The sequence below is a fragment of the Halomonas rhizosphaerae genome (assembly GCF_030012485.1).
Lineage (GTDB): Bacteria > Pseudomonadota > Gammaproteobacteria > Pseudomonadales > Halomonadaceae > Halomonas > Halomonas rhizosphaerae.
In genome coordinates, this window is sequence record NZ_JASCQQ010000008.1 from 1 (window position 1) to 23,617 (window position 23,617).

Annotated in this window: 27 protein-coding genes; 17 read left to right on the plus strand and 10 right to left on the minus strand. The window is 69.1% G+C overall.

The window, feature by feature from the left end:
- Positions 1-18 precede the first annotated feature (18 nt).
- From QLQ86_RS03930 to QLQ86_RS03955, 6 genes are read right to left on the minus strand one after another with little or no spacing between them, the layout of a single operon-like run.
- Positions 19-411, minus strand: a complete 393-nt coding sequence (locus QLQ86_RS03930; protein ID WP_181243564.1) for a Na+/H+ antiporter subunit G — start codon at positions 409-411, stop codon at positions 19-21.
- An 8-nt stretch (positions 412-419) separates the two neighbouring features.
- The gene (locus tag QLQ86_RS03935; RefSeq protein WP_250059830.1) at positions 420-689 is read right to left on the minus strand and encodes a K+/H+ antiporter subunit F; all 270 of its coding nucleotides are present in this window, start codon (positions 687-689) and stop codon (positions 420-422) included.
- On the minus strand, positions 683-1,180 hold the full coding sequence (locus QLQ86_RS03940; RefSeq protein ID WP_282736907.1) for a Na+/H+ antiporter subunit E: 498 nt from the start codon (positions 1,178-1,180) through the stop codon (positions 683-685). Before QLQ86_RS03940 ends, QLQ86_RS03935 begins: the two co-directional genes overlap by 7 nt.
- Positions 1,177-2,685, minus strand: a complete 1,509-nt coding sequence (locus QLQ86_RS03945) for a monovalent cation/H+ antiporter subunit D (RefSeq protein ID WP_282815956.1) — start codon at positions 2,683-2,685, stop codon at positions 1,177-1,179. The genes QLQ86_RS03940 and QLQ86_RS03945 overlap by 4 nt, the downstream gene beginning before the upstream one ends.
- Positions 2,682-3,026 carry a Na+/H+ antiporter subunit C gene (locus QLQ86_RS03950; protein WP_106230575.1) on the minus strand — a complete coding sequence of 115 codons (345 nt, stop codon included), beginning with the start codon at positions 3,024-3,026 and terminating at the stop codon, positions 2,682-2,684. Before QLQ86_RS03950 ends, QLQ86_RS03945 begins: the two co-directional genes overlap by 4 nt.
- Positions 3,026-5,860, minus strand: coding sequence for a monovalent cation/H+ antiporter subunit A (locus QLQ86_RS03955; protein ID WP_282815957.1), 2,835 nt, complete (start codon positions 5,858-5,860; stop codon positions 3,026-3,028). Before QLQ86_RS03955 ends, QLQ86_RS03950 begins: the two co-directional genes overlap by 1 nt.
- 262 nt (positions 5,861-6,122) lie before the next feature.
- Here QLQ86_RS03955 and QLQ86_RS03960 point away from each other — a divergent pair, with 262 nt between their 5' ends.
- The 11 genes from QLQ86_RS03960 to rloA3 all read left to right on the plus strand — a co-directional run bounded on the left by QLQ86_RS03960 (position 6,123) and on the right by rloA3 (position 15,808).
- Positions 6,123-8,453, plus strand: coding sequence for a putative monovalent cation/H+ antiporter subunit A (locus QLQ86_RS03960; RefSeq protein WP_282815958.1), 2,331 nt, complete (start codon positions 6,123-6,125; stop codon positions 8,451-8,453).
- Positions 8,446-8,883, plus strand: coding sequence for a Na+/H+ antiporter subunit B (locus QLQ86_RS03965; RefSeq protein WP_282736903.1), 438 nt, complete (start codon positions 8,446-8,448; stop codon positions 8,881-8,883). Before QLQ86_RS03960 ends, QLQ86_RS03965 begins: the two co-directional genes overlap by 8 nt.
- 9 nt (positions 8,884-8,892) lie before the next feature.
- Positions 8,893-9,240 (plus strand): Na+/H+ antiporter subunit C, encoded by a 348-nt coding sequence (locus tag QLQ86_RS03970; RefSeq protein ID WP_282736902.1) that lies wholly within the window; start codon positions 8,893-8,895, stop codon positions 9,238-9,240.
- Positions 9,237-10,754, plus strand: coding sequence for a Na+/H+ antiporter subunit D (locus QLQ86_RS03975; protein WP_282815959.1), 1,518 nt, complete (start codon positions 9,237-9,239; stop codon positions 10,752-10,754). The genes QLQ86_RS03970 and QLQ86_RS03975 overlap by 4 nt, the downstream gene beginning before the upstream one ends.
- On the plus strand, positions 10,751-11,224 hold the full coding sequence (locus tag QLQ86_RS03980) for a Na+/H+ antiporter subunit E (protein WP_282736900.1): 474 nt from the start codon (positions 10,751-10,753) through the stop codon (positions 11,222-11,224). Before QLQ86_RS03975 ends, QLQ86_RS03980 begins: the two co-directional genes overlap by 4 nt.
- Before the next feature lie 17 nt (positions 11,225-11,241).
- The gene (locus QLQ86_RS03985; RefSeq protein ID WP_282736899.1) at positions 11,242-11,511 is read left to right on the plus strand and encodes a monovalent cation/H+ antiporter complex subunit F; all 270 of its coding nucleotides are present in this window, start codon (positions 11,242-11,244) and stop codon (positions 11,509-11,511) included.
- A complete protein-coding gene (gene mnhG, locus QLQ86_RS03990; RefSeq protein ID WP_282815960.1) occupies positions 11,504-11,911 on the plus strand; it encodes a monovalent cation/H(+) antiporter subunit G in 408 nt (135 codons plus the stop codon). Before QLQ86_RS03985 ends, mnhG begins: the two co-directional genes overlap by 8 nt.
- A 237-nt stretch (positions 11,912-12,148) precedes the next feature.
- Complete coding sequence (locus tag QLQ86_RS03995) at positions 12,149-13,450, plus strand: DASH family cryptochrome (protein WP_282815961.1); 1,302 nt, start codon at positions 12,149-12,151, stop codon at positions 13,448-13,450.
- Positions 13,450-13,902: a DUF3429 domain-containing protein gene (locus QLQ86_RS04000; protein ID WP_282815962.1), complete on the plus strand. Its 453-nt coding sequence runs from the start codon at positions 13,450-13,452 to the stop codon at positions 13,900-13,902. The genes QLQ86_RS03995 and QLQ86_RS04000 overlap by 1 nt, the downstream gene beginning before the upstream one ends.
- Before the next feature lie 70 nt (positions 13,903-13,972).
- Complete coding sequence (locus QLQ86_RS04005) at positions 13,973-15,229, plus strand: lytic murein transglycosylase (RefSeq protein WP_282815963.1); 1,257 nt, start codon at positions 13,973-13,975, stop codon at positions 15,227-15,229.
- 21 nt (positions 15,230-15,250) lie between these two features.
- On the plus strand, positions 15,251-15,808 hold the full coding sequence (gene rloA3 / locus QLQ86_RS04010) for a retropepsin-like aspartic peptidase RloA3 (protein WP_282736894.1): 558 nt from the start codon (positions 15,251-15,253) through the stop codon (positions 15,806-15,808).
- Between the two features lie 9 nt (positions 15,809-15,817).
- On the opposite strand, the gene QLQ86_RS04015 is transcribed toward rloA3, so the two are convergent.
- Positions 15,818-16,531 (minus strand): 16S rRNA (uracil(1498)-N(3))-methyltransferase, encoded by a 714-nt coding sequence (locus tag QLQ86_RS04015; RefSeq protein WP_282815964.1) that lies wholly within the window; start codon positions 16,529-16,531, stop codon positions 15,818-15,820.
- Positions 16,532-16,630: 99 nt separating this feature from the next.
- Here QLQ86_RS04015 and phaR point away from each other — a divergent pair, with 99 nt between their 5' ends.
- The 6 genes from phaR (at position 16,631) to coq7 (ending at position 20,893) form a co-directional block, all read left to right on the plus strand.
- Positions 16,631-17,095, plus strand: a complete 465-nt coding sequence (gene phaR, locus QLQ86_RS04020; RefSeq protein WP_282736892.1) for a polyhydroxyalkanoate synthesis repressor PhaR — start codon at positions 16,631-16,633, stop codon at positions 17,093-17,095.
- Positions 17,096-17,165: 70 nt separating this feature from the next.
- On the plus strand, positions 17,166-18,461 hold the full coding sequence (gene purD / locus QLQ86_RS04025; RefSeq protein ID WP_282815965.1) for a phosphoribosylamine--glycine ligase: 1,296 nt from the start codon (positions 17,166-17,168) through the stop codon (positions 18,459-18,461).
- A gap of 38 nt (positions 18,462-18,499) precedes the next feature.
- Complete coding sequence (locus tag QLQ86_RS04030) at positions 18,500-18,934, plus strand: acyl-CoA thioesterase (protein WP_282736890.1); 435 nt, start codon at positions 18,500-18,502, stop codon at positions 18,932-18,934.
- Positions 18,934-19,806, plus strand: a complete 873-nt coding sequence (locus QLQ86_RS04035; protein WP_282736889.1) for a phosphoribulokinase — start codon at positions 18,934-18,936, stop codon at positions 19,804-19,806. Before QLQ86_RS04030 ends, QLQ86_RS04035 begins: the two co-directional genes overlap by 1 nt.
- 29 nt (positions 19,807-19,835) lie before the next feature.
- Positions 19,836-20,177, plus strand: a complete 342-nt coding sequence (locus QLQ86_RS04040) for a histidine triad nucleotide-binding protein (protein ID WP_282815966.1) — start codon at positions 19,836-19,838, stop codon at positions 20,175-20,177.
- A gap of 71 nt (positions 20,178-20,248) precedes the next feature.
- A complete protein-coding gene (coq7, locus tag QLQ86_RS04045) occupies positions 20,249-20,893 on the plus strand; it encodes a 2-polyprenyl-3-methyl-6-methoxy-1,4-benzoquinone monooxygenase (protein WP_282815967.1) in 645 nt (214 codons plus the stop codon).
- Positions 20,894-21,045: 152 nt separating this feature from the next.
- On the opposite strand, the gene QLQ86_RS04050 is transcribed toward coq7, so the two are convergent.
- The 3 genes from QLQ86_RS04050 to QLQ86_RS04060 all read right to left on the minus strand — a co-directional run bounded on the left by QLQ86_RS04050 (position 21,046) and on the right by QLQ86_RS04060 (position 23,456).
- A complete protein-coding gene (locus QLQ86_RS04050; RefSeq protein ID WP_282815968.1) occupies positions 21,046-21,465 on the minus strand; it encodes an OsmC family protein in 420 nt (139 codons plus the stop codon).
- 294 nt (positions 21,466-21,759) lie between these two features.
- Entirely contained in the window at positions 21,760-22,434 is a 675-nt protein-coding gene (murU, locus tag QLQ86_RS04055) for an N-acetylmuramate alpha-1-phosphate uridylyltransferase MurU (protein WP_282815969.1), read from the minus strand.
- On the minus strand, positions 22,431-23,456 hold the full coding sequence (locus tag QLQ86_RS04060; RefSeq protein ID WP_282815970.1) for an aminoglycoside phosphotransferase family protein: 1,026 nt from the start codon (positions 23,454-23,456) through the stop codon (positions 22,431-22,433). Before QLQ86_RS04060 ends, murU begins: the two co-directional genes overlap by 4 nt.
- Positions 23,457-23,617: the final 161 nt, after the last annotated feature.

The following is a 23,617-nucleotide window of genomic DNA, read 5'->3' on the forward strand; positions in this document are numbered from 1 at the left end:
TGGCGGGCCCGAGGCGTGTCAGCCGTGGCCGCGATCCGGGTGTGGTACCGGCTTTTCGCCGATCTCCTCGTCGCGCAGCTCGGGCGGGTTGCCGCGGGTCTTGTCCTCGTGTCGCAGCTGCAGGTGCAGGCCGGTCTTGGCCAGCAGGTGGGCGCTGACCGGGGCGGTGATGAACAGGAACAGCGTGATCAGCATCTCCTGGATGTCGGGCTTGCCGTCGATCACCCAGAAATAGAGCATCGAGGCGACCAGCATGCAGCCGATCCCCAGGGTGGTGGCCTTGGTGGGCCCGTGCAGGCGCATGTAGAAGTCGCGCAGGTGGGCCATGCCCAGCGAGCCGATGAAGGCGAAGGCGCCACCGGCGACCAGCAGGAAGGCGATCACGCCCTCGAGGAACACGTACAGCGTCATGGGGCCTCCTATTCGATGATGTCGCCGCGCAGCAGGTACTTGCAGACCGCCACAGTGCTGATGAAGCCGAGCATGGCGATCAGCAGCGCCGACTCGAAGTAGGTCTTGGTGTTCAGCCACAGTCCCATCAGCACGATCAGCGCGATGGAATTCACGTACATGGTGTCCAGCGCCAGGATCCGGTCCGGCATGTCCGGCCCCACCGTCAGGCGATAGACGTTGAGCAGCAGGGCCGCCACCACCAGGGCCATGCTGGTCCACAGGGCAATGTCTAGCATTCGTAGATCTCCTTCAGCGGCCGCTCGTAGCGTTCGCGGATATGCGCGATCAGCGCCTCCTCATCCTCCACGTCCAGGGCATGGATCAGCAGCGTACGGCCGTCCAGGCGCAGGTTGGCCGATACCGTGCCCGGGGTCAGGCTGATGGTGTTGGCCAGCAGGGTGATGGTGAAGCGGTCCTCCAGCATCAGCGGGTATTCCACGAAGTGGGGGCGCAGCCGGCGCCAGGGATTGACGATCAGCCAGGCCACCTCGATGTTGGCGATGAGGATGTCGCCGAGCACGCGCAACACGAAGCGCAGCAGCTTCCAGGGCCGGGCCACATGGGGCTGAGCATCCCAGAAGCGATGGGTGGCCAGCGGGATCACCACCGCCAGGAAACCGCCCAGCAGGAGCTGGCCGAAGGCGGTGCTGCGCACCAGCAGCAGCCAGACCGCCAGCAGCAGGATCGACAGCAGGGGGGTCGGCAGCCAGGGACGGGGCTTGATCATGGCGTGCCTCCGGCATCGTTCAACAGGGCGTTGACCACCACCTGGGGGTTGGCCAGCTGCTCGGCGGTGGCCCGGGTGTAGTCGCTGACCGGGCCGGCCAGGGCCACCAGCAGCGGCGAGGCCCCCAGCAGCCAGGCGACCCCGAACCACTGGCGCCGCGGCAGGGGCAGGCCCATCGGCTCCCCGTGGCTCCGCCAGAACAGGGTGGAGCCGGCCCGGGACAGGGCAATCAGCGCGCACAGGCCGGTGCCCAGCAGGATCGGCCACAGCCAGGCGCGCTGGCCGCCCTCGGCGGCCGCCATCATCAGGGCCTTGCCGATGGCCCCCGAGAGCGGTGGCAGGCCGGCCACCGCCACGGCACCGACGAAGAACAGCCCGGCCAGCCAGCCGCCCTGGTGCAGGGGGCGGCCCCTGACCAGGCGGGTACCGGCCTTGCCCCGCTGCAGGCCGATCAGCTCGGCCAGCAGGAAGAGCCCACCGGTGATCAGGGTGGTGTGTATCAGGTAGTAGAGCAGGGCGGAGACGGCGGCCGGCGAGCCCATGCCGATGCCGGCCAGCAGGGTGCCCACCGAGACCAGCACCAGGTAGGCCACCAGCAGGCGCAGGTCACGGGCCGCGAGCACGCCGACCCCGGCCACCACCAGGGTGCCCAGCGAGAGCCACCACACCCAAGCCTGCTCGAGGTCCGCCAGCGGTCCGGCGTGGTCGCCGAAGACCAGCGAATAGACCCGCAGGATGGCGTAGATGCCGACCTTGGTCATGATGGCGAACAGCGCCGCCACCGGCGCCGGCGCGGCGGCGTAGGCCCGCGGCAGCCAGAAGTAGAGCGGCAGGATCGCCGCCTTGAGGCCGAACACCACCAGCAGCATCAGGCCGCCGGCGGTGACCAGCCCGGCCCGCTCGGCGGGCAGCTCGGCGAGGCGCACCGCCATGTCGGCCATGTTGAGGGTGCCGGTGGAGCCGTAGAGCACGCCCACGGCGATCAGGAACAGCGAGGAACCGGCCAGGTTGAGCACCACGTAGTGCACGCCGGCCTGGATACGCGCCTTGCCGCCGCCGTGCAGCAGCAGGGCGTAGGAGGCCAGCAGCAGCACTTCGAAGAACACGAAGAGGTTGAACAGGTCACCGGTGAGGAAGGCCCCGTTGATGCCCATCAGCTGCCACTGGAAGAGGCCGTGGAAGTTGCTGCCGCGCTCGTCGTCGCCGGCACAGGCGAACACCACCGCCCCCAGGGCGAGCACCGCGGTGAGCAGCACCATCAGCGCCGAGAGGCGATCGAGCACCAGCACGATGCCGAAGGGCGGCTGCCAGTCACCCAGCGCATAGTAGGTGACCTCGCCGCCGGCGGCACGGGCCACCAGGGCGAAGCCGACCACCACCAGTGCCGCCGTGGCGACGACCCCGACCAGGCGCTTGGCCCGGGTGGCTCCCTGGCGGCGATACAGCAGCAGGATGCCGGCGACCAGCGGCAGCACCACGGGCAGGACGATCAGATGCTGCATCACGGGCGCCCCTCCCCGTCTTCATGCTTGCGGCCGTCGACATGGTCGTTGCCTGCCTCGCTGCGCGCGCGCATGGCCAGGATCACCACGAAGGCGGTCATGGCGAAGCCGATCACGATGGCGGTGAGCACCAGTGCCTGGGGCAGCGGGTCGGCATAGTCGGCCGGCCCGTCGAGGATGGCGGCCCCGTCGGTGGTCAGCCCGCCCATGGAGAACAGGAAGAGGTTGACCGCATAGGAGAGCAGGGTGAGGCCGACCACCACCGGGAAGGTGCGGCCACGCAGGACCAGATAGAGCCCGCAGGCGGTCAGCACGCCGGTGGTGATGGCGTAGAGGCTTTCCATCAGCGTTTCTCCTTGCCGGGTCGCGAAGTGGGGGCGGTGTCGAAGCTCGTGGCGGCTTCCTTGGCCGGGCGGTGGGGCGTGGTGACCTTGCCCAGGTTGGCGAGGATCATCAGCGTGGCCCCCACCACCGCCAGGTAGACGCCGAGGTCGAAGAGCATGGCGGTGGCCAGCTCGAACTTGCCGACCAGCGGCAGGTGGAAGTAACCGAAGGCCGAGGTCAGGAAGGGATGGCCGAACAGCCAGCTGCCGAGCCCCGTGAGGGTGGCGACGGCTACCCCGGCGATCGCTACCGGCTGATAGGGGAAGTCGAGGCGCTGCTGGACCCATTCGACGCCGCGGGCCATGTAGAGCAGGATCAGCGCCACGGCGGTGACCAGACCGGCGATGAAACCGCCGCCGGGCTGGTTGTGGCCGCGCAGGAAGATGAAGGCCGACACCAGCAGGGCCAGCGGCAGCAGCGCCATGGAGATGGAGGTGAGAATCGCCGGATAGTGGTCCGGTGACCAGAGTCGACCCTTGCCGTCGCTGTGTGGCATGAACAGTCGCAGCCGGTTGAGCAGCTTGAAGATCGCCAGGCCCGCCAGCGCCAGCACGGTGATCTCGCCCAGGGTATCGAAGCCACGAAAGTCCACCAGGATGACGTTGACCACGTTGTGGCCGCCGCCGCCGGGCACGCTGTTCTCCAGGAAGAAGCCCGAGATGGGGGCATTGTCCCGCGTCAGCACCGCGTAGTTGAGGCTGGCGACCACCATGCCCAGGGCACCGGCCAGCACCACGTCGCGCAGGCTGCGGCGGTTCGAGGACTCCCGGGGTGTCTTCTGGGGCAGGAAGAACAGCGCCAGCATCAGCAGGATCATGGTCACCACCTCCACCGAGAGCTGGGTCAGCGCCAGGTCGGGCGCGGAGAAGCGGGCGAAGGTCAGGGCGACCACCAGGCCCACTACCGAGAGCATCAGCAGCGAGATCAGGCGGTAGCGGTGGGTGGCGGCCGTCGCAATGCCGCCGAAGATCAGCAGGCCGGCCCCCAGCAGCAGGATGCCGTCGAGGGGCTGGTTGCCCAGCTCGCCGGTCAACCCGCTCAGGCGCGCCAGGCCCAGGCCGCCCATCAGCAGGGCGGCCAACAGCAGCCAGGTCATATAGCGTTGCAGCGAGCCCCCGTCGAACCGGGCCAGGCCCGCCTCCGAGCCGCGTCCCAGCCATTGCACGGCGGCCTCGAACACCAGGCGGGCATCCACCGGGCGGAATCCCTTGAGGAAGCGGCGCAGGTCGGGGTGGCGCCAGTAGGTCGCTACGCCGGCGACCAGGGCCACCAGGCCCATCATAAGCGGCAGGTTGACGCCGTGCCAGATCGCCAGGTGGAACTCGAACGCCTCGCCCAGCACCGGCGCCAGCGCCAGGCCCAGCAGCCCCTCCGCCAGCACGGGGGCCAGGCCCACGACCACGCACAGCACCACCAGCAGTACCACCGGGGCGCGCATCAGCCAGGGCGGCTCATGGGGCGACCTGGGCGGCGCCTCGCGGGCCGGCCTGAAGAAGACCGCATGCACCAGGCGCAGCGAGTAGGCCACCGAGAGGATGCCGCCCAGGGTGGCGAGTACCGGCAGCAGCCAGCTCAACCCGCCCAGCACCGGGGTCGCCAGGGTCTCGGTGAAGAACATCTCCTTGGAGAGGAAGCCGTTGAGCAGCGGCACGCCGGCCATGGCGGCGCCCGCCACGCTGGTCAGCACCGCGGTGACCGGCATGGCCCGGCGCAGGCCCCCCAGGCGGCCCAGCTCGCGCGTGCCGGTCTCATGGTCGATGATGCCTGCGCTCATGAACAGCGCCGCCTTGAAGGTGGCGTGGTTGAGGATATGGAAGAGTGCCGCGAGCACCGCCATGGGCGTGCCGATCCCCAGCAGCACGGTGATCAGTCCCAGGTGGCTGACCGTCGAGAAGGCCAGGATGCCCTTGAGGTCGGTCTTGAGCAGGGCGAACCAGGCGCCATAGAGCATGGTGGCCATGCCGACCAGGGAAACGATCACCGACCACAGCTCGCTGCCGGCGATGGCCGGGTGCAGGCGCGCCATCAGGAAGATGCCCGCCTTGACCATGGTCGCCGAGTGCAGATAGGCGGAGACCGGCGTGGGGGCCGCCATGGCATGGGGCAACCAGAACTGGAAGGGGAACTGCGCCGACTTGGTGAAGGCGCCGAGCAGCACCAGCACCAGCATCAGCGGGTAGCGCGGGTCGGCGAGAATCGCCTCGCCGCCGGCCAGGACGTCGTCCATGGCGTAGCTGCCCACCATGTCGCCCAGCAGCAGCAGGCCGGCGAGCAGCGCCAGGCCTCCGGCGCCGGTCACGGTCAAGGCCATGCGCGCGCCCTTGCGGGCGTCGCTGCGGTGCGACCAGAAGCCGATCAGCAGGAAGGAGGAGATGCTGGTGAGCTCCCAGAAGAGCCACAGCAGCAGCAGGTTGTCGGCCATCACGATGCCGACCATGGAGGCCATGAACAGGATCAGATAGGCGTAGAAGCGCCCGAAGGGTTCCTCCGGCGACAGGTAGTAGTGCGCATAGAGCAGGATCAGCAGGCCGATCCCCATGATCAGCAGGTTGAACAGCACCGACAGGCCGTCCAGCCGGAAGGCCAGGTCGAGGCCCAGGGTGGGTACCCAGTCGACGGCGAAGCGCAGTGCCTCGCCGGCGGCCAGGTCCGGCAGCTGCCCGAGGGTCAGCAGCAGGGCCAGCGCGGGCAGCAGCGCGGTGGCCAGGGAGCAGAATCGTCGCCCGCGTCGCTCGGTGAACGCGGGCACCAGCACCCCCAGCAGGGGCAACAGGGCTATCCACAGCAATGTCATCGATCGGTCATCCTGCGCGGGTCCGGGAACGGGGAGGGCCTAGCGTGCCCGCGGGACAGGATGACGCAAGCGACATGCCGTCGCATCCCGTCCCTGGGTCAGGTAGCCCCCCCATGGCTTGGCTCCTTTCCACTCTACCGCAAAGGGAACTCGCTCGCCGCCTCCTTGCCTTTCAACACCTTGTCTCTATAGAGTTGAGCGTTCGAATCGGTGGGGGCGGCGACGGTGCCGCGAACGCCGTCACGACAGGGGAGGGCGCCTGATGCAACTTGCCGTGCTGGGAGGCTTCGTGGTGGCGGGAATGGCCCCGCTGCTGCATCACTGGTTCGGGGCCCGGACGCCGCTGGTGATGGCCCTGCTGCCCGCCTCCCTGGCGGCCTGGCTGCTCGGCCAGTGGCCAGCGGTCGCCTCCGGCGAGGTCCTGCTGCTGGAGTGGGCCTGGGTGCCGGGGCTCGACATCACCCTGACCTTCCTGATCGACGGCCTCGCCTGGCTGTTCGCCATGCTGATCACGGTGATCGGCGCCCTGGTGCTGGTCTACTCGGGGGAGTACCTGCGTGGCCATCGCGACCTGCCGCGCTTCCTGGTGGTGATCACCGCCTTCATGATGTCGATGCTCGGCCTGGTGCTGGCCGACAACCTGGTCACGCTCTTCGTGTTCTGGGAGCTGACCAGCATCACCTCCTACCTGCTGATCGGCTTCAACCACACCGACCTCGCCGCCCGCAAGGCGGCGCTCCAGGGGCTCTTCGTCACCGTGGGCGGCGGCCTGGCGCTGCTCGCCGGGTTCGCCATGCTCGCCGTGGCCGGTGACAGCTGGTCGCTGGCCGAGCTCACCCGCCGCGGCGAGCTGCTGCGCGAGCATGCGCTCTACACGCCGCTGCTGGTCTGCGTGCTGCTGGGCGCCTTCACCAAGTCGGCGCAGTTCCCCTTCCACTTCTGGCTGCCCAACGCCATGGCGGCCCCCACGCCGGTCTCGGCCTACCTGCACTCGGCGACCATGGTCAAGGCGGGGGTCTATCTGCTCGCCCGGCTGCATCCCGCTCTCGGCGGCACCGATGGCTGGGTGATCACCCTCTCGCTGGTGGGGGCGCTGACCATGGCCACCGGCGCTTTCCTGGCGATCCAGCACACCAACGTCAAGAAGCTGCTGGCCTACTCCACGGTGATGGCGCTGGGCACCCTGACCATGCTGCTCGGCATCGGCACCGAGGGGGCGCTGGTCGCCTTCGTGATCTTCCTGCTGGCTCACTCGCTCTACAAGGGGGCGCTGTTCATGGTGGCCGGCATCCTCGACCACGAGACCGGCACCAAGGACGTCACTGCCATGGGGGGGCTGCGTCGGGTGATGCCGATCACCGCCGCCGTGGCCGGGGTCGCCGCCCTGTCGCTGGCCGGGCTGCCGCCCTTGCTGGGCTTCGTGGGCAAGGAGCTGATGTTCGCGTCGGTACTGTCCGTCGATGCCTGGCGCCCCCTGATCCTGCTGCTGGCCTTCACGGCGGCCTTCCTGACCCTAGCCGTGGCGGCCATCGTCGCCCTGCGTCCCTTCTTCAGCGTCCCGCGCGAGACTCCCCGGGCGCCCCATGAGGCGCCGCATGCCATGCTCGCGGGGCCCGCCCTGCTGGCCGCGCTGTCGCTGTCGTTCGGCCTGGCCCCCGGTCTGCTCGATCCCCTGGTGGGCGCCACCGTGGCGGGCATCGGCACGCCCGGGGCCGAGGTGCACCTCGCGCTGTGGCACGGGGTCAACCTGCCCCTGCTGCTGTCGCTCGCTAGCCTGCTGCTGGGCCTGCTGGCCTACCGCCACTGGGATCGCCTGCGGGCATGGCTGGCACGCCTCGAGCCGCTCATGGCCCGCGGCCCCGAGGCCGGCTACGAGGCGCTGATGGCCGGCATGGTGAGCGTGGCCGGCTGGCAGACCCGCATGCTGCAGAACGGGCATATTCGCAACTACCTGGTGGTGACCCTGCTGGTGCTGGTGGGCCTGGTCGGCCATGCGCTCGTCTTCCGGCACACCCTCGAGTTCGACTTCGCCCTGGCGGTCTACTTCCACGAGGCCGTGGTCGCCGGCCTGATGATCGCCGGTGCCGTGGCGGCCTGCGTGATGCGCTCGCGGCTGGCAGCGGTGGCCGCACTGGGCATCATGGGCTTCTCCATCGCCCTGACCTTCGTGCTGTTCAGCGCCCCGGACCTGGCGATCACCCAGTTGCTGGTGGAGACCCTGACGGTGATCCTGCTGGTGCTGGTGCTGTTCCGCCTGCCGCGCTTCGCCACCCTCTCCACGCCCATCGAACGGCTGCGAGACCTTGCGGTGGCGAGCCTCACCGGCGGCCTGATCACCCTGCTGATGCTCTCGGTGCTGTCCGGCGAGCGGCTGCCGCGGATCTCGGACTACATGACCGCCAACAGCCAGCCGCTGGGCCATGGCCACAACATCGTCAACGTCATCCTGGTCGACTTCCGGGCGTTGGATACCCTGGGCGAGATGTTCGTGCTGGCGTTGGCGGCCATCGGCGTCTACGCCATGCTGCGCTTCCATGCCGAGGCGTACGATGCCCGGCGCCAGGCGCCGCCGCCGGAGAGAGACGATGGTTAGATCGGGCACACTGATCCTCAATGCCGCGGCGCGGCTGCTGCTGCCGCTGCAGCTGCTCTTCTCGCTGTTCCTGCTGCTGCGCGGGCACGACGAGCCGGGGGGCGGCTTCATCGCCGGCCTGGTGGCGGCGGGAGCCTTCGCGCTCTACCTCTTCGCCCGTGGGCGTCGCGCCCTGAGCGAGATGCTCAAGGTGTCGCCCCGCGACCTGGTCGGCATGGGACTGCTGCTCGGGGTGCTCGCCACGCTGCCGGCCTGGTGGGTCGGCGAGCCCTTCTTCACGGCCCAGTGGTGGACCATCCCGGTCATCGACTTCAAGGCCTCGACGCCGCTGATCTTCGATATCGGCGTCTATCTGGTGGTAGTGGGCTCGGTGCTCACCGCGATCACCGCCCTGGTCAAGACCGACGATCAGGAAGACGACGAACACTGAGGAGGCTCCATGGAACCCTTGATGGCCATCACCATCGGCGTCCTGTTCGCCGCCGCCATCTACATGATGCTGCGCCGCTCCATCGTCAAGCTGGTGATCGGGCTGATGCTGCTCTCCAATGCCGCCAACCTGCTGATCTTCGCCACGGCGGGCATGGTGCGCGGCGCACCGCCGCTGGTCCCGCAGGGCCTGACGGCGCCCGAGGGCCCGGTGGCCGACCCGCTGCCCCAGGCACTGGTGCTCACCGCTATCGTCATCGCCTTCGGGGTGCTGTCGTTCGCCGTGGTGCTGGTGCGTCGTGCCTGGGAGATCGTGCGTGCCGATGACCTGGACAAGATGAAGGATACCGACACGTGAATCCCCAGATCGCGCTGCCCATCCTCATCCCGCTGCTGTCGGGAGCCCTGTCGCTGGTGTTCTGGCGCTCCCGGAGCATGCAGCGCTTCGTCGCCGTGGCCGGTACCGCTGGCCTCTTGCTGACCAGCCTGTGGCTGCTGGCCACGGTCAATCGCGACGGCATCCTGGTGATGCATATGGGCGGCTGGCCCGCGCCCTTCGGCATCAGCCTGGTGGCCGACCTGCTGGGGGCGATCATGGTGGTGCTCACTGGCATCATCGGCTTCGCCGTGGCGCTCTTCTCGCTGGCCACGGTAGGGCGCGGTCACGAGGCCTACGGCTACTTCCCGCTGATGCACCTGCTGCTGGCCGGGGTCGCCGGGGCCTTCCTCACCGGCGACATCTTCAACCTCTACGTCTGGTTCGAGGTGATGCTGGTGGCGTCCTTCGCGTTGCTGATCCTGGGCAGCGAGAAGGCGCAGATGGAGGGGGCGATCAAGTACGTTACCCTTAACCTGGTCTCCTCGGTGACCTTCCTGGTCGCGGTGGGGCTGCTCTATGGGATGGTGGGCACGCTCAACATGGCCGACATCGCCCGTCGCCTGGCGACCCTGGAGGACGACGGCATGGTCGATGTCCTGGCGATGATGTTCATGGTGGCCTTCGGCATCAAGGCGGCGGCCTTCCCGCTGTTCTTCTGGCTGCCGGCCTCCTACCACACCCCGCCTGTGGCCGTATCCGCGCTGTTCGCCGGCCTGCTGACCAAGGTCGGGGTCTATGCGCTGTTCCGGGTGTTCACGCTGATCTTCAACCAGAGCCCGGGCTATACCCACGAGATCCTGCTGTGGGGGGCGGGGTTCACCATGCTCTCCGGGGTGCTGGGCGCGGCGGCACAGTTCGAGTTCCGGCGCATCCTGTCGTTCCATATCGTCAGCCAGATCGGCTACATGATCCTGGGGCTGGCGCTGTTCACGCCCCTGGCGATCATCGGCGGGGTCTTCTACATCATGCACCACATCATCGTGAAGACGAATCTCTTCCTGGTCAGCGGCATCATCCATCGGCTGCGTGGAACCTACCAGCTCAAGTCGCTGGGCGGCTTCTATCGCAGCCATCCCTGGCTGGCCGTGCTGTTCCTGATCCCGGCGCTGTCGCTGGCCGGCATGCCGCCCCTGTCCGGTTTCTTCGCCAAGTTCATCGTGATCCGCGCCGGCATCGAGGCCGAGGCCTACGTGGTGACCTTCATCGCCCTGCTGGTGGGGCTGCTCACCCTCTATTCGATGATCAAGATCTGGGCCGAGGTGTTCTGGAAGTCGGCGCCGCCGGAAGGGGACGTCGACCCCTATCCGGCGGTCAATCCGCGCGAGATGTGGCTGATGGCCACGCCGGTGGTCGGCCTGGCACTGTGCACCCTGTTCATCGGCCTCAATGCCGAGCCCATCTATGCTCTGGCCGAGGCCTCGGCCGGCCAGCTGCTGGCGCCCGAGCGCTACATCGAGGCCGTGCTCGGCGAGGCCGGGGAGGTGACGCCATGATCGGGGCCGCCTGGAACCTGCTGCTGGGCTTCGCCTGGGTCGTGCTCACTGGCGACTTCAGCGGCCGCAACCTGCTCGCCGGGCTGTTCTTCGGCTACCTGGTGCTGGCGCTGATCCAGCCCCAGGTGCCGGCTCTGGCCGGGCATGCCCAGCGGCTGCCACGGTTGATCCGTTTCGTCGGCTTCTTCCTCAAGGAGCTGGTGATGGCCAACCTCAAGGTCTCCTACGACATCGTCACCCCGCCCTGGTACATGAAGCCGGGGGTGATCGCCATGCCCCTCAAGGCCAGCACCGAGTTCGAGATCGCCTTCGTCGCCAACCTGATCTCGCTGACGCCGGGTACCCTGAGCCTGGATGTCTCCGACGATCGCCGCGTGCTCTACATCCATGCCATGTTCCTGGACGACGAGCCGGAACTCAGGCGCAGCCTGGCGGAGCTGGAGCGCCGGGCGCTGGAGCTGTTCCATTAGTGAAAGGAGGTGACCCCGTGTCGACCGTGATCCTGCTGAGCCTGGCGGTGATGGCCCTGGCGCTGTGCCTGGCCTTCGTGCGCCTGTTCCGCGGGCCCAGCCTGCCGGACCGGGTGGTGGCCCTGGAGCTCTTCTCGTCGATCCTCGTCGGCATCATCGGGGTGATCGCCATCGCCACCGATGTGCCGAGCCTGCTCGACGTGGCCATCGTCATGGCACTGATGGCGTTCATGGCCGCCATCGGCTTCGCCCGCTTCCTGGAACGCGGAGGCCCCCGGGATGACTGAGTTGATCAAGGGCAGCCTGATACTGGCCGGGGCGATCTTCATGTTCCTGGCGGCGCTCGGGGTGGTGCGCCTTCCCGACCTGCTGACCCGCATGCACGCCACCACCAAGGCCGCGACCCTGGGGGCCACCCTGATCATGCTGGCGGTGGCACTGCACTTCGCCCAGGTGGCGGTGGTGGCGCGGGCCTTCGGCGTGATCCTCTTCATCATGATGACCGCCCCGGTGGCGGCCCATGTGATCGGCCGGGCGGGCTATTTCGTCGGTTCCCGGCTGTGGAGCGGCACGGTGAAGGACGAGCTCAAGCCCAACTACGACCCCCTCACGCACCGCCTGAAGAGCCACCTGGAGACCGAGGCCAACGCCGCCCGGCCCCCGCGTGACCCCGAGGACGCCTCCTGACCCTCGTGTAAGCGTTGCATGTCTCGTGAAGGCCGCCCGCTGGCGGCCTTCTGCATGACGCCTTCATGGCGGCGGAATATCATGTACAATATCTATACATTGAATTTTTCTTGTCCATGAATCACGTCATGAGGGGGGCGCCATGCATCGCATTACGGCTCTGTCCGCCCGAGGTGCCGCCCGCCGAGGCGGATACGCCACTTCCCATTGCCCGAAGCCATCTGGCGGGAGGTGGGCATGAGCACCGAGATCGCCTGGTTTCGCCACGACCTGCGCCTGGCCGACAACCCGCTGCTGGCCTTTCCGACGCCGCCCGAGCAGCTGCTGTGCGTCTACGTGCTCGACGCCAGCTGGCTGGAGTCGGCCCTGCCCGGGCTGGCGGCGCGACGGGTCGGCCCGGCCCGCCTGCAGTTCCTCTGGCAGAGCCTGATCGAACTGCGCGGCGAGCTGCTCAAGCGCGGCAGTGACCTGCTGGTGCGCATCGATGATCCGGTGACGGTGGTCGCGGACCTCGCCGAACGGCACGCAGCGACCCGGGTACGCGTTCGCCACGACGCCGGTTGCGACGAGGACGAGGCGGTGGCGACCCTCGCCGCACGGCTCGAGGGGCGTTGCGAGGTGGTGAGGACCGATGGGGGCATGCTGTTCGATGCATCGAGCCTGCCCACCGGCGTGGCCGACCTGCCGACGAGCTTTTCCGCCTTCCGTCGGCGAGCCGAGAAGGCCTGGCAGGTCCCGGAGAGCGGCCCGGCCCCGGTGACCCTGCCGCCCTGGCCGCGGGAGGCCGCCCGGGGGCTGCCGCCCCTGCACGAGGTGAGCCCCGAGGCCGCCGGCTGGCAGCCCGACCCGAGGGGCCGGTTCCGCTTCGCGGGAGGCGAGGTGGCCGGGCGGGCCAGGCTCGACCATTACCTGTGGGACACCGCGGCCGTGGCGCGCTACAAGCAGACCCGCAACGGCCTTGTCGGTGCCGACTTCTCCACCCGGCTCTCGCCCTGGCTGGCACATGGCTGCCTCTCGGCTCGGCAGGTGCACGATGCGGTACGCGCCTGGGAGAACCGGCATGGCGGCAACGACTCGACCTACTGGCTGGTCTTCGAGCTGCTGTGGCGCGACTACTTCCACTGGGCGGCGCATCAGGAAGGGCGCAGCCTGTTCGGCGCGCGGCCGCTGCCCGACGCGGGGGCGAGCTTCGCTGCCTGGCGGCAGGGCAGGACCGGGGTGCCCCTCGTCGATGCCGCCATGCGCGAGCTGGCCGCCACCGGCTGGCTCTCCAACCGGGCTCGTCAGAACGCGGCGAGCTTCCTGGTGCGCGACCTCGGCGGGGACTGGCGCCTGGGCGCGGCCTGGTTCGAGCATTGCCTGGTCGACCACGACGTGGCCAGCAACTGGGGCAACTGGCGCTATCTGGCCGGGGTGGGGCGCGATGCGCGGCCGCGTGCCCTGGACGTCCACGACCAGGCCGGGCGCTACGACCCCGACGGCACCTATGCGGCCCTCTGGCAGGCGCCTGTCGTCGCTGCTCACCCGGAGGAGCCGTGATGCGCGCCTCGATCCCTGCACTGCCGCTGTGGCTCGGCCTGGCCGGCCTGCTGCCCTTCCTGGCGAGCGTCGCGGCGGCATGGCTGGCGCCAGTCGCCTGGCAGGTCGTCGCCGTCCGGGCCTTCCTGGGCTATGGCGCGGTGATCCTCTCCTTCCTCGGCGGGGTGCAGTGGGGCGTGGCCATGTGCCGGGAGCGCCCGGGCGAGGCCGCCTTCCGGTGGCGCATGCTGCTCGCCATGGTGCCGAGCCTGGTCGCCTGGCCGGCGCTGCTGCTCCACCCGCTCACCGGTGCCTGGGTGCTGGCCATCGGCTTCGTGGTGGTGCGCTTGCATGAACTCTCCCGGGAGGGTGGGGCGAGGCTGCCCGGCTGGTACCAGTCCCTGCGCATGCCCCTGACCCTGGTCGTGCTGGCCTGCCACGCGCTGCTGATCTGGCGGCTCTGGGGGAGTTGAACGGGCTGGCCTGGAGGCCGGTTCTGGGCGATGATCGGGCGCATCATGGAAACGTCCTGCAGGAGCGACGATGAGACGGATGCTGACCACCCCCCTGCTGCTGGCCCTGCTGGCCGGCTGCCAGGCCGCGCCTCCCAGCGAGGCCAGCGTGGCCCGCGAGCCGGAGTCCGGCGAGACGACCGATGCCGTGGCCGGCGAGCCGGCGGCCGCGGCAGACTTCGCCAGCTGGCTGGCCGACTTCCGGCGCGAGGCGCGGGCAGAGGGCATCGGCGAGGCGACCCTGGCGCGAGCCCTGGACGACCTGCGCTATCGTCCGCGGGTGATCGAGCTCGACCGCTCCCAGCCCGAGTTCGTGCGGCCGATCTGGCAGTACCTGGACAGCGCCGTCTCGGCGACCCGGGTGACCACCGGTCGGGAGCGCCTGGACGCGCACCGCGCCACGGCCCGGGAGATGGAGCGGCGCTACGGGGTGCCCGCCGAGGTGATCGTCGCCATCTGGGGCATCGAGAGCAACTTCGGCGGCAACTTCGGCGACTTCTCGACCCTGGAGGCCCTGGCTACCCTGGCGTATGACGGCCGCCGCCGCGACTTCGCCCGCGGCGAGCTGCTCGCGGCGCTGCGCATCCTGGAGGCCGGGGATATCTCGCCCGAGCGCATGCAGGGCTCCTGGGCCGGTGCCATGGGACACACCCAGTTCATTCCCTCGAGCTTCGAGGCCTATGCCGTGGATGGCGACGGCGACGGGCGGCGAGACATCTGGGGCAGCATCCCGGACGTGATGGCCTCCACCGCCAACTACCTCGACAGCGCCGGCTGGCAGGCAGGGCAACCCTGGGGCGTGGAGGTCCGCCTCCCCGACGACTTCGACTACGCCGAGACCGAGATGTCCACCCGTCGCCCCAGCCGCGACTGGGCCGGACGTGGCGTGCGCACCCTGGACGGAGAGCCGCTGCCCGACTTCGCGGCGGCCTCGGTGATCGTGCCTGGTGGCGCGGAGGGCCCGGCCTTCCTGGTGGGCCCCAACTTCCGTGCCATCCTGCGCTACAACAACGCCACCAGCTACGCCCTGGCGGTAGGCACCCTGGCCGATGAGGTGGCCGGCCGCGAGGGCGTGGTGCAGGGGTGGCCCCGTGAGGAGCAGCCGTTGAGCCGGAGCCAGGTGCGCGAGATGCAGCGCCTGCTCAATCAGCGTGGCTTCGAGGTGGGCACGCCGGACGGCATCATGGGCCCCAACACCCGCCGTGGCCTGCGCGAGTTCCAGGCCGCCATCGGCACCACGCCGGATGGCTTCGCCACCCTCAACCTGCTCGAGCGCCTGAAGCGCTGAGCCCCGGACCCGGAGGAGACCATGACCCTGACGCTGACACGTTATCGCCTGCCCCTGCTGGCTGCCCTGCTGCTGAGTGCCGCGTCGCCGGCCATCGCCGAGGACGAGGACAAGGTCTTCGGCTGGGTGGAGAAGGCCACCCTGGAGCCCTGGGGCGTGGAGGTGAAGGCCAAGCTCGACAGCGGTGCCCTGACCTCGTCACTGGACGCCCGCGACATCGAGGCCTTCGACAAGGAGGGCGAGGAGTGGGTCCGCTTTCGCCTCAGGCTCGAGGACGAGGCCAGCGGCGAGACCTTCACCGAGCGCATGGAGCTGCCGCTCTATCGGGACCTTCGGGTGCGCGGGGCCGGCGGCCGTGACGAGCGGCCGGTGGTGCTGATGAAGGTCTGCCTGGGCGATACCGTCTACGAGGAGCAGTTCGGGCTGCGCGACCGCGAGGAGATGAACTACCCGCTGCTGCTCGGGCGCCGTTCCATCGGCCACCTGGGGCTGCTCGACGTGCGCGAGACCTTCCTCAACGAGCCCGACTGCGACGACGATGCCCCGTTCGTCGCCCACGACCCGGACGAGGAGGAGTAGCCCGCGAGCTCAGAAGAGCCGGGCGAGAAGGGCCGTCACCGCGGTCTCCACCCGCAGGATGCGCGGGCCCAGGTGGATGCCCTCGCAGCCCGCCGAGAGCAGCTTTTGCACCTCCCAGGGGATGAAGCCCCCCTCCGGGCCCACCAGCAGCAGCACGGGCTCGTCGAGGGCGCGGGGGCAGTCTCCGGGCAGGCCGGGGTGGGCTACCAGGCCCCGACGGTCCTCCAGCAGGCCCGGCAACCGTTCCTCGACGAAGGGGCGAAAGCCCTTGGCCAGGACCACCTCCGGCAGCCGGGTATCGCGGGCCTGCTCCAGCCCGAGCACCAGGTGGCGGTGGATCTTCTCCTCGCCGAGTTCCGGCGACTGCCAGTAGCTCTTCTCCACGCGGCGGGTGTTGAGCAGGGTAATGTGCTTTACGCCGAGGGCGGTGACGTGCTCCAGGGTGCGGGCCAGCATCCGTGGGCGGGGCAGGGCGAGCACCAGATGCACCGGCAGCGCCGGCGGCGGTGCCTGGTCCAGGGCGGCGACGTCGAACAGGGCCTCGCCATCGTCCAGGGCCAGCAGTTCCCCGCGCCCCAGGTGCCCCCCTTCGATGCCCAGCGTCAGGATGTCGCCGGGACTCGCCCGGTGCACCTCGCGCAGGTGGGCCAGGCGCCGCGGGTCGCGGACCCGGGCCAGGCGGTCGTTCTCGATGTCATCGGCAGAGAGCAGGATCAGGTTCATGGGGCCTCGCGTTGGCGGCTATGCCTTGCATGGTGGGTGTCGCGGTGCACAATAGCCGTAAAGGGGCAGCCGCCCCTTCGTATAACAAGGAGCAGCGCCGTGCGCGTGATTCGCAAGTATGCCAACCGCAGGCTCTATGATACCGAACAGAGCCGCTATGTGACCCTCGAGGACCTGCGCGGCCTGATCCTCGACGAGGTGCCCTTCCGCGTGGAGGATGCCAAGAGCGGCGAGGACCTGACCCGCACCATCCTGCTGTCGATCATCATCGAGCAGGAGCAGGCCGACGGTGATGCGCAGGTGTTCTCCAACGACCTGCTCGCCCAGTTTATCCGCGTCTATGACATGGCCCAGCCACTGCCCCTGTCCCGGTATCTGGAGCAGGGCACCAAGCTGATGCTCGAGCAGCAGAAGCGCATGCAGGACCAGTGGCAGCAGGCCATGCGGCACTCGCCCATGGAGCTGATGCGCGAGTTGGCCGAGGAGAACATGAAGTTCTGGCAGAAGACCATCAACCAGGCCGGCCCCCCCGACGAGGACGACAAGGGCGGCGGCAAGCCGTGAGCGGCGCCCCGGGCGAGTTTCTGACATAATGCCGCGACGTTTCTTGCACGGTTGTGAGGTAGCACAGCGGATGAAGGTCCTGATCATCGGCGGCGGTGGCCGCGAACACGCCCTGGCCTGGAAGGTCGCCCAGTCCCCCCGGGTAGAGACCGTCTTCGTCGCGCCCGGCAATGCCGGCACGGCCCGGGAGCCGGGCCTCGAGAATGTCGATATCGGCGTCTCGGACCTGGCGGGCCTGGTGGCCTTCGCCCGGAAGCAGGAGGTGGCGCTGACCATCGTCGGTCCAGAGGCGCCCCTGGTCGAGGGCGTGGTCGACCGCTTTCGCGAGGCGGGCCTGGCGATCTTCGGGCCGACGGCCGGTGCGGCCCAGCTCGAGGGCTCCAAGGCCTTCTCCAAGGATTTCCTGGCCCGGCATGCCATTCCCACCGCCGACTACCGCACCTTCACCGCGGTAGCGCCGGCCCTCGAGTATCTGGAAGAGAAGGGCGCGCCCATCGTCATCAAGGCCGACGGCCTGGCCGCCGGCAAGGGCGTCATCGTGGCCATGACCCGTGACGAGGCGGAAGCCGCAATCCGCGACATGCTCGAGGCCAACGCCTTCGGCGATGCCGGGGCCCGGGTGGTGATCGAGGAGTTCCTCCAGGGTGAGGAGGCGAGCTTCATCGTCATGGTCGACGGCGAGACGATCCTGCCCATGGCCACCAGCCAGGACCACAAACGGGTCGGTGACGGCGACAGCGGCCCCAACACCGGCGGCATGGGCGCCTACTCCCCGGCGCCGGTGGTCACCGACGAGGTCTTCGAGCGCATCATGGCACGGGTCATCCGGCCCACGGTGCGCGGCATGGCCGAGGAGGGGCATGCCTACACCGGTTTCCTCTATGCCGGCCTGATGATCGACGCCGTCGGCAACCCCAAGGTGATCGAGTTCAACTGCCGCTTCGGCGACCCCGAGACCCAGCCGATCATGCTGCGCCTGCGCGCCGACCTCGCCGAGCTGTGCCTGGCCGGGGCCCGCGGCGAGCTGGCCGGCCATGCCTGCGACTGGGACCCGCGTGCCGCGGTGGGCGTGGTGCTGGCCGCCGGGGGCTACCCGGGCAGCTACCGCAAGGGAGATGCCATCGAGGGGCTCGAGGCCGCCGAGGCCACCGGCTGCAAGGTCTTCCATGCCGGCACCGCCGAGGATTCACAGTGCCGGGTGGTCACCGCCGGGGGGCGGGTGCTCTGCGTCACTGCCCTGGGGGACGGCGTTGGGGCGGCCCGCGACCTGGCCTACCGGGGGGTGGCCGAGATCGCCTGGCCCGACGTGCTCTACCGCCGCGACATCGCCCACCGGGCCATCGCCCGGGAGCGCGATGACGCTTGATGGCGTGCGGTGCCGACACAACAAGATCAGGAGCGAGGATGGAGCGTGTCAGACTGAGCTTTCCCACGGATGACGTGGTGCACCGTCACCCGCTGACGGTGCGCATCACCGACATGAACTACGGTCGCCACCTGGGCCACGATGCCCTGGTGTCACTGCTGCACGAGGCCCGCGTGGCGGCCCTCGCCTCGCGGGACCTTCGCGAGTGGGACCTCGGCGGCTATCCCTGCGTGGCGGCGGATCTCGCCGTGCAGTACCAGGCCGAGACGCGCTGGCCCGATGCCCTGGTGGTCGAGACGGCCATCCCCGAGCCGGGACGCAAGGCGATCGGCGTCTACCATCGCATCCTGCGCGAGGCCGATGGCGTGACGGTGGCCACGGCGCGGATCAACCTGATGCTGGTCGATCCGCAAAGCGGCCGACCGGTGGCGATCCCGGCCGACGTGCGGTATGCCCTGGCAGGAGCGAACTGATGTCCCGGGAGTATCCGATCATCGCCCTGACCGGCTCCTCCGGTGCCGGCACCACCACGGTGAAGCGTACCTTCGAGCGGATGTTCGCCCGGGAGGCGGTGCATGCCGCCTTCGTCGATGGCGATGCCTTCCACCGCTACACCCGCCAGGAACTGGCGCGGCTCCTCCTCGACGAGCCCGAGCGCAAGGACGAGCTTTCCCACTTCGCCGTGGAGGCCAATCTGCTCGACCGGCTCGAGGCGCTGTTCCAGGAGTACGGTGAGCATGGCAATGGCACCTACCGCCACTATATCCATGCCGAAGACAAGCAGATGATCGAGGCCGGCTACCAGGTGGGCACCTTCACCGAATGGCAGTCGCTGCCCTGCGGCACCGACCTGCTGTTCTACGAGGGCCTGCACGGGGGGCTGGTCACTGCCGAGCTCGACATCGCCCGCCACGTTGACCTGCTGGTAGGGGTGGCGCCCACCATGAACCTGGAGTGGATCCAGAAGATCGATCGCGACATGCGTCACCGTGGCTACTCCCAGGAGGCGGTGATCGATACCATCCTGGGGCGCATGGACGACTACGTGCGCTACATCCAGCCGCAGTTCTCGCGTACCCATATCAATTTCCAGCGGGTGCCCACGGTGGATACCTCCAACCCCTTCGAGGTGCAGGACATCCCCACCGATGCCGAGTCCTTCGTGGTGATCCGCTTTCGCGACCCGGCCACGGTGGACTTCCCTTACCTGCTGGCGATGATCCAGGATGCCTTCATGAGCCGCCCGCACACCCTGGTGGTGCCGGGGTCACGGCTGTCGCTGGCCATGGAGCTGATCCTGGGACCGCTGGTCCGCCACCTGCTCGCCCAGCGGCGCTTCCGTTGACCCGAGACCCGACCGGAGGAACGACCCCCATGGATTGCCTGTTCTGCAAGATCATCGATCGCGAGATTCCCGCCGACATCGTCTATGAGGACGATGCGGTGCTGGCCTTCAACGACATCAATCCCCAGGCACCCACCCACATGCTGATCGTGCCCAAGCAGCATATCGCCACCCTCAACGACATCGAGGAGGACGACCTGGCGCTGGTCGGCCGACTGCAGTACACCGCCGCCAAGCTGGCGGCGGAGAAGGGCTTTGCCGAGGAGGGCTACCGGGTGGTAATGAACTGCAATGACCAGGGTGGTCAGACCGTCTATCATATTCACATGCACCTGATGGGCGGTCGTCGCTTCACTTGGCCGGCTGGCTAGCTGGCGCTCTGCGGCTCGCGCCGCGCGCGACAGGCGTACGACGCATCAGGTGCATTCTCGAGAGACCCGCCATGACCCGTTCCCTTTCCCGCACCGACAACCTCATCCACCAGTTCGATACCGTGCTGAGGACCCTGGTGCCCCATGCGGCCGCGCCCTCGCGTCCGTCGCCGGCGACCCCGGAGATCCATGACGAGCCGCTGAGCGACGCGGAGCGCCGGCACGCCGCCGGGCTGATGCGCATCAACCACACCGGCGAGGTGTGTGCCCAGGCCCTCTATCAGGGCCAGGGATGCACCGCCAAGCTGCCGGAGGTGCGCGACCAGATGGAGCAGGCCGCCCAGGAGGAGATCGACCACCTGGCCTGGTGCGATACCCGTCTGCAGGAACTGCATGACCGGCCCAGCCTGCTTAACCCGCTGTTCTACGCGGCTTCCTTCAGTCTCGGTGCCACGGCCGGCGCGGTGGGCGACCGGATCAGCCTGGGGTTCGTGGCCGCCACCGAGGAGCAGGTGGGCCACCACCTGGAGGCGCACCTGGTCAAGCTGCCGCCGGGTGACCAGCGCTCACGGGCGGTGCTGCGCCAGATGGCCATCGACGAGGCCCACCATGCCCAGCTGGCCCTGGAGGCCGGTGGCGCCCGCTTCCCCGCGCCGGTCAAGCTGGGCATGAAGCTGATGTCGAAGGTAATGACCACCAGCGTCTATCGTCTCTGAGCGACCCTGTGAAATCCGCGGCTGATCTGGGGACAGGCCTACGAGGGGGCGCTGTGAACCCATCCCTGGGCGCTACCGATGCCGTCCCTGGCATAGGACCCCCTCTACGGCCTGTCCCCAGCGCCGCTTGCGGTTGACGTCGTCTTCCGGCGCTACTCCTCGACGATGGTGAAGGAGTGGGTCATCTCGACCCCGCCCTTGACCAGCATGATGGAGGCGCTGCAGTACTTCTCGGCGGAGAGCTCCACGGCACGGGCCACCTGCTTTTCCTTCAGTCCCTTGCCGCTGACGGTGAAGTGCACGTGGATCCTGGTGAAGACGCTGGGGACCTCGTCGGCGCGCTCGGCCTCGAGGTTGGCCACGCAGTCGGTGACGTCGGCGCGGGCCTTGTCCAGGATATTGAGGATGTCGAAGGAGGTGCAGGCGCCCATGCCCATCAGCAGCATCTCCATGGGCCGCGGGCCGGTATTGCGGCCGCCGTGGTCGGGCGGGCCGTCGATGACCACGCTGTGGCCGCTGCCGCTCTCGGCGACGAATTGGCGTCCATCGGTCCATTTCACGCTGGCTTTCATGGGATCGGCTTCCTTCGGTTGAATTCGCAGGTCAGGCAGCATAGCAGCTGCGGCTCCTGTGCTCAGCCTCGGTGCATTACTCGAATATCGCTTGAGGCTTTATCGGCGACAGGCCTGCGAGGGGGCGCTGTGAACCCCTCCCTGGGCGCTACCGATGCCCTGCTGCGCTCTCGCGTCCCGCTCCGCTTGCAGGACCGGTGCTGGCCATCCGTGGCCAGCCCGTTCGGAGCAGTGCTCCTCACCCATGGCATAGGACCCCCTCTTCGGCCTGGCCCCGACGCCTCTCGCTTCGGTTCACTGCTTGTGCCTTGCCTGCAGCCACTGTTCTAGTGCCGCCAGCCGCTCGGGCGTGCCCACATCGATCCAGGCGCCGCGGTGGTGATGGCCGCCGATGCGCCCCTCGGCCATGGCGCGCCTGAGCAGCGGCGCCAGGGCGAAGGCACCGGGCGCCTCGTGGGCCACCAGCGCGGGGTCGAGCAGGCTGATGCCGGCGAAGGTCAGCCGTGGCTCGCCCTCGGCGTGCACCCGGCCACCGGCGTCCAGGTGGAAGTCGCCCTGCGGATGGTGGTCGGGGTTGTCCACCAGCACCAGCCGGGCCAGGTCGTCGCCCAGCGCGGGCAGTGCCGCCGGCTCCAGGTCGCACCAGACGTCGCCGTTGACCAGCAGGAAGGGGGACTGGCCGAGCAGGGACAGCGCCTGGCGGATGCCGCCACCGGTCTCCAGCGGTCTCGCCTCCCGGCTCCAGGCGATGCGCATCCCGAAGGCGGCGCCGTCACCCAGCGCCGCGACGATCTGCTCGGCGCGGTAGCTGACGTTGATGACCACCTCGCTGATGCCGCTCGCCCGCAGGCGTTCGAGGTGGTGGACGATCAGCGGCTTGCCGCCCACCTCGAGCAGCGGCTTGGGGCAGTGGTCGGTCAGCGGGCGCATGCGGGTGCCGAGCCCTGCGGCCAGGATCATCGCCCTCATGCGCCGGCCTCCAGGCGCGCCGCCAGTGCCGGGCGGAAGGTGTCGACGAGCCAGGTCTTCAGGCCCGCGTGACCGGGCAGGTCGGCGAGGCTGTCCTCCAGGTGGCCGAGGAAGTGCGGCAGCCGTTCGAGGTAACCCTCGCGGGCGTCGCGGAGGGTCAGCCGGCAGAAGATGCCCAGCACCTTGAGCGCGCGCTGGGCGGCCATGGCCTGTGCCTGGCGATGGAAGGTCGCGGCGTCGACATCGCCGGGGAGCCTGCCGTCGGCGACGGCGCGCACCCTGAAGGCCTCCACCCAGGCGGCGAATCGGGCCGGGGGGAATCGGCAGTAACGACCGCGCAGCAGCGAGATCAGGTCGTAGCTGAGCGGTCCGGCCACGGCATCCTGGAAGTCGATCAGGTGCAGGGCCTCGTCCTGCACCATCAGGTTCATGGCGTCGAAGTCGCGATGCACCGCAACCACCGGCTGGGCAATGGCCTCGGCGATCAGGGCCTCGCGCAGTGCCGCCCAGCCCGGCGGGGCGGCCATGTCCAGCCACTCCCCGAGGCACCAGTCGGGAAAGAGGTCGAGCTCGCGGCCGAGCAGGGCGGCGTCATAGGCGGGCAGCCCCTCGACGGGGGCGCGATTCTGCAGCGCGTGGATCAGCTCGAGGGCGCGTTCGTGCCAGGCCAGAGTGGCGGGGGCATCATCGCCCTGGAAGCACGCCTGCAGCGGGGTGTCGCCCAGGTCGTCGAGCTCGATGAAGCCCTGTGCCAGGTCCACGCCATGCACGGCGGGCACGGGCAGGCCGGCCGAGCGCCACCGCTCGGCAATGGCCACGAAGGGACGGCTGTCCTCCCGGTCGGGCGGGGCATCCATCAGCATGCGGGTGGTGCCGTCGGGCAGCTGCAGGCGGAAGTAGCGCCGGAAGCTGGCGTCGCCGGCAGCGAGTCGCACCGCGATGGCGGACGCCGGCAGCGCGTGCCGGCGGGCAGCCCACTGGCGCAGCCGTTCCGGTCGCGTGGTGTCGGTGGCCTCTGGCATCGTCGTCTGGCTCCTTGTGTGAGAGGCGGGTGCGGTTGACGGCCCCCTGGAGGCCCCGCATGCTGAGTTCCCGACTTCGTCGGCGATGGCAGGGGCCCATGCCGGCAGGACAGGCCGGATGCGGCCTGTATAATACCGATTCACCCCGCCAAGGACATCGT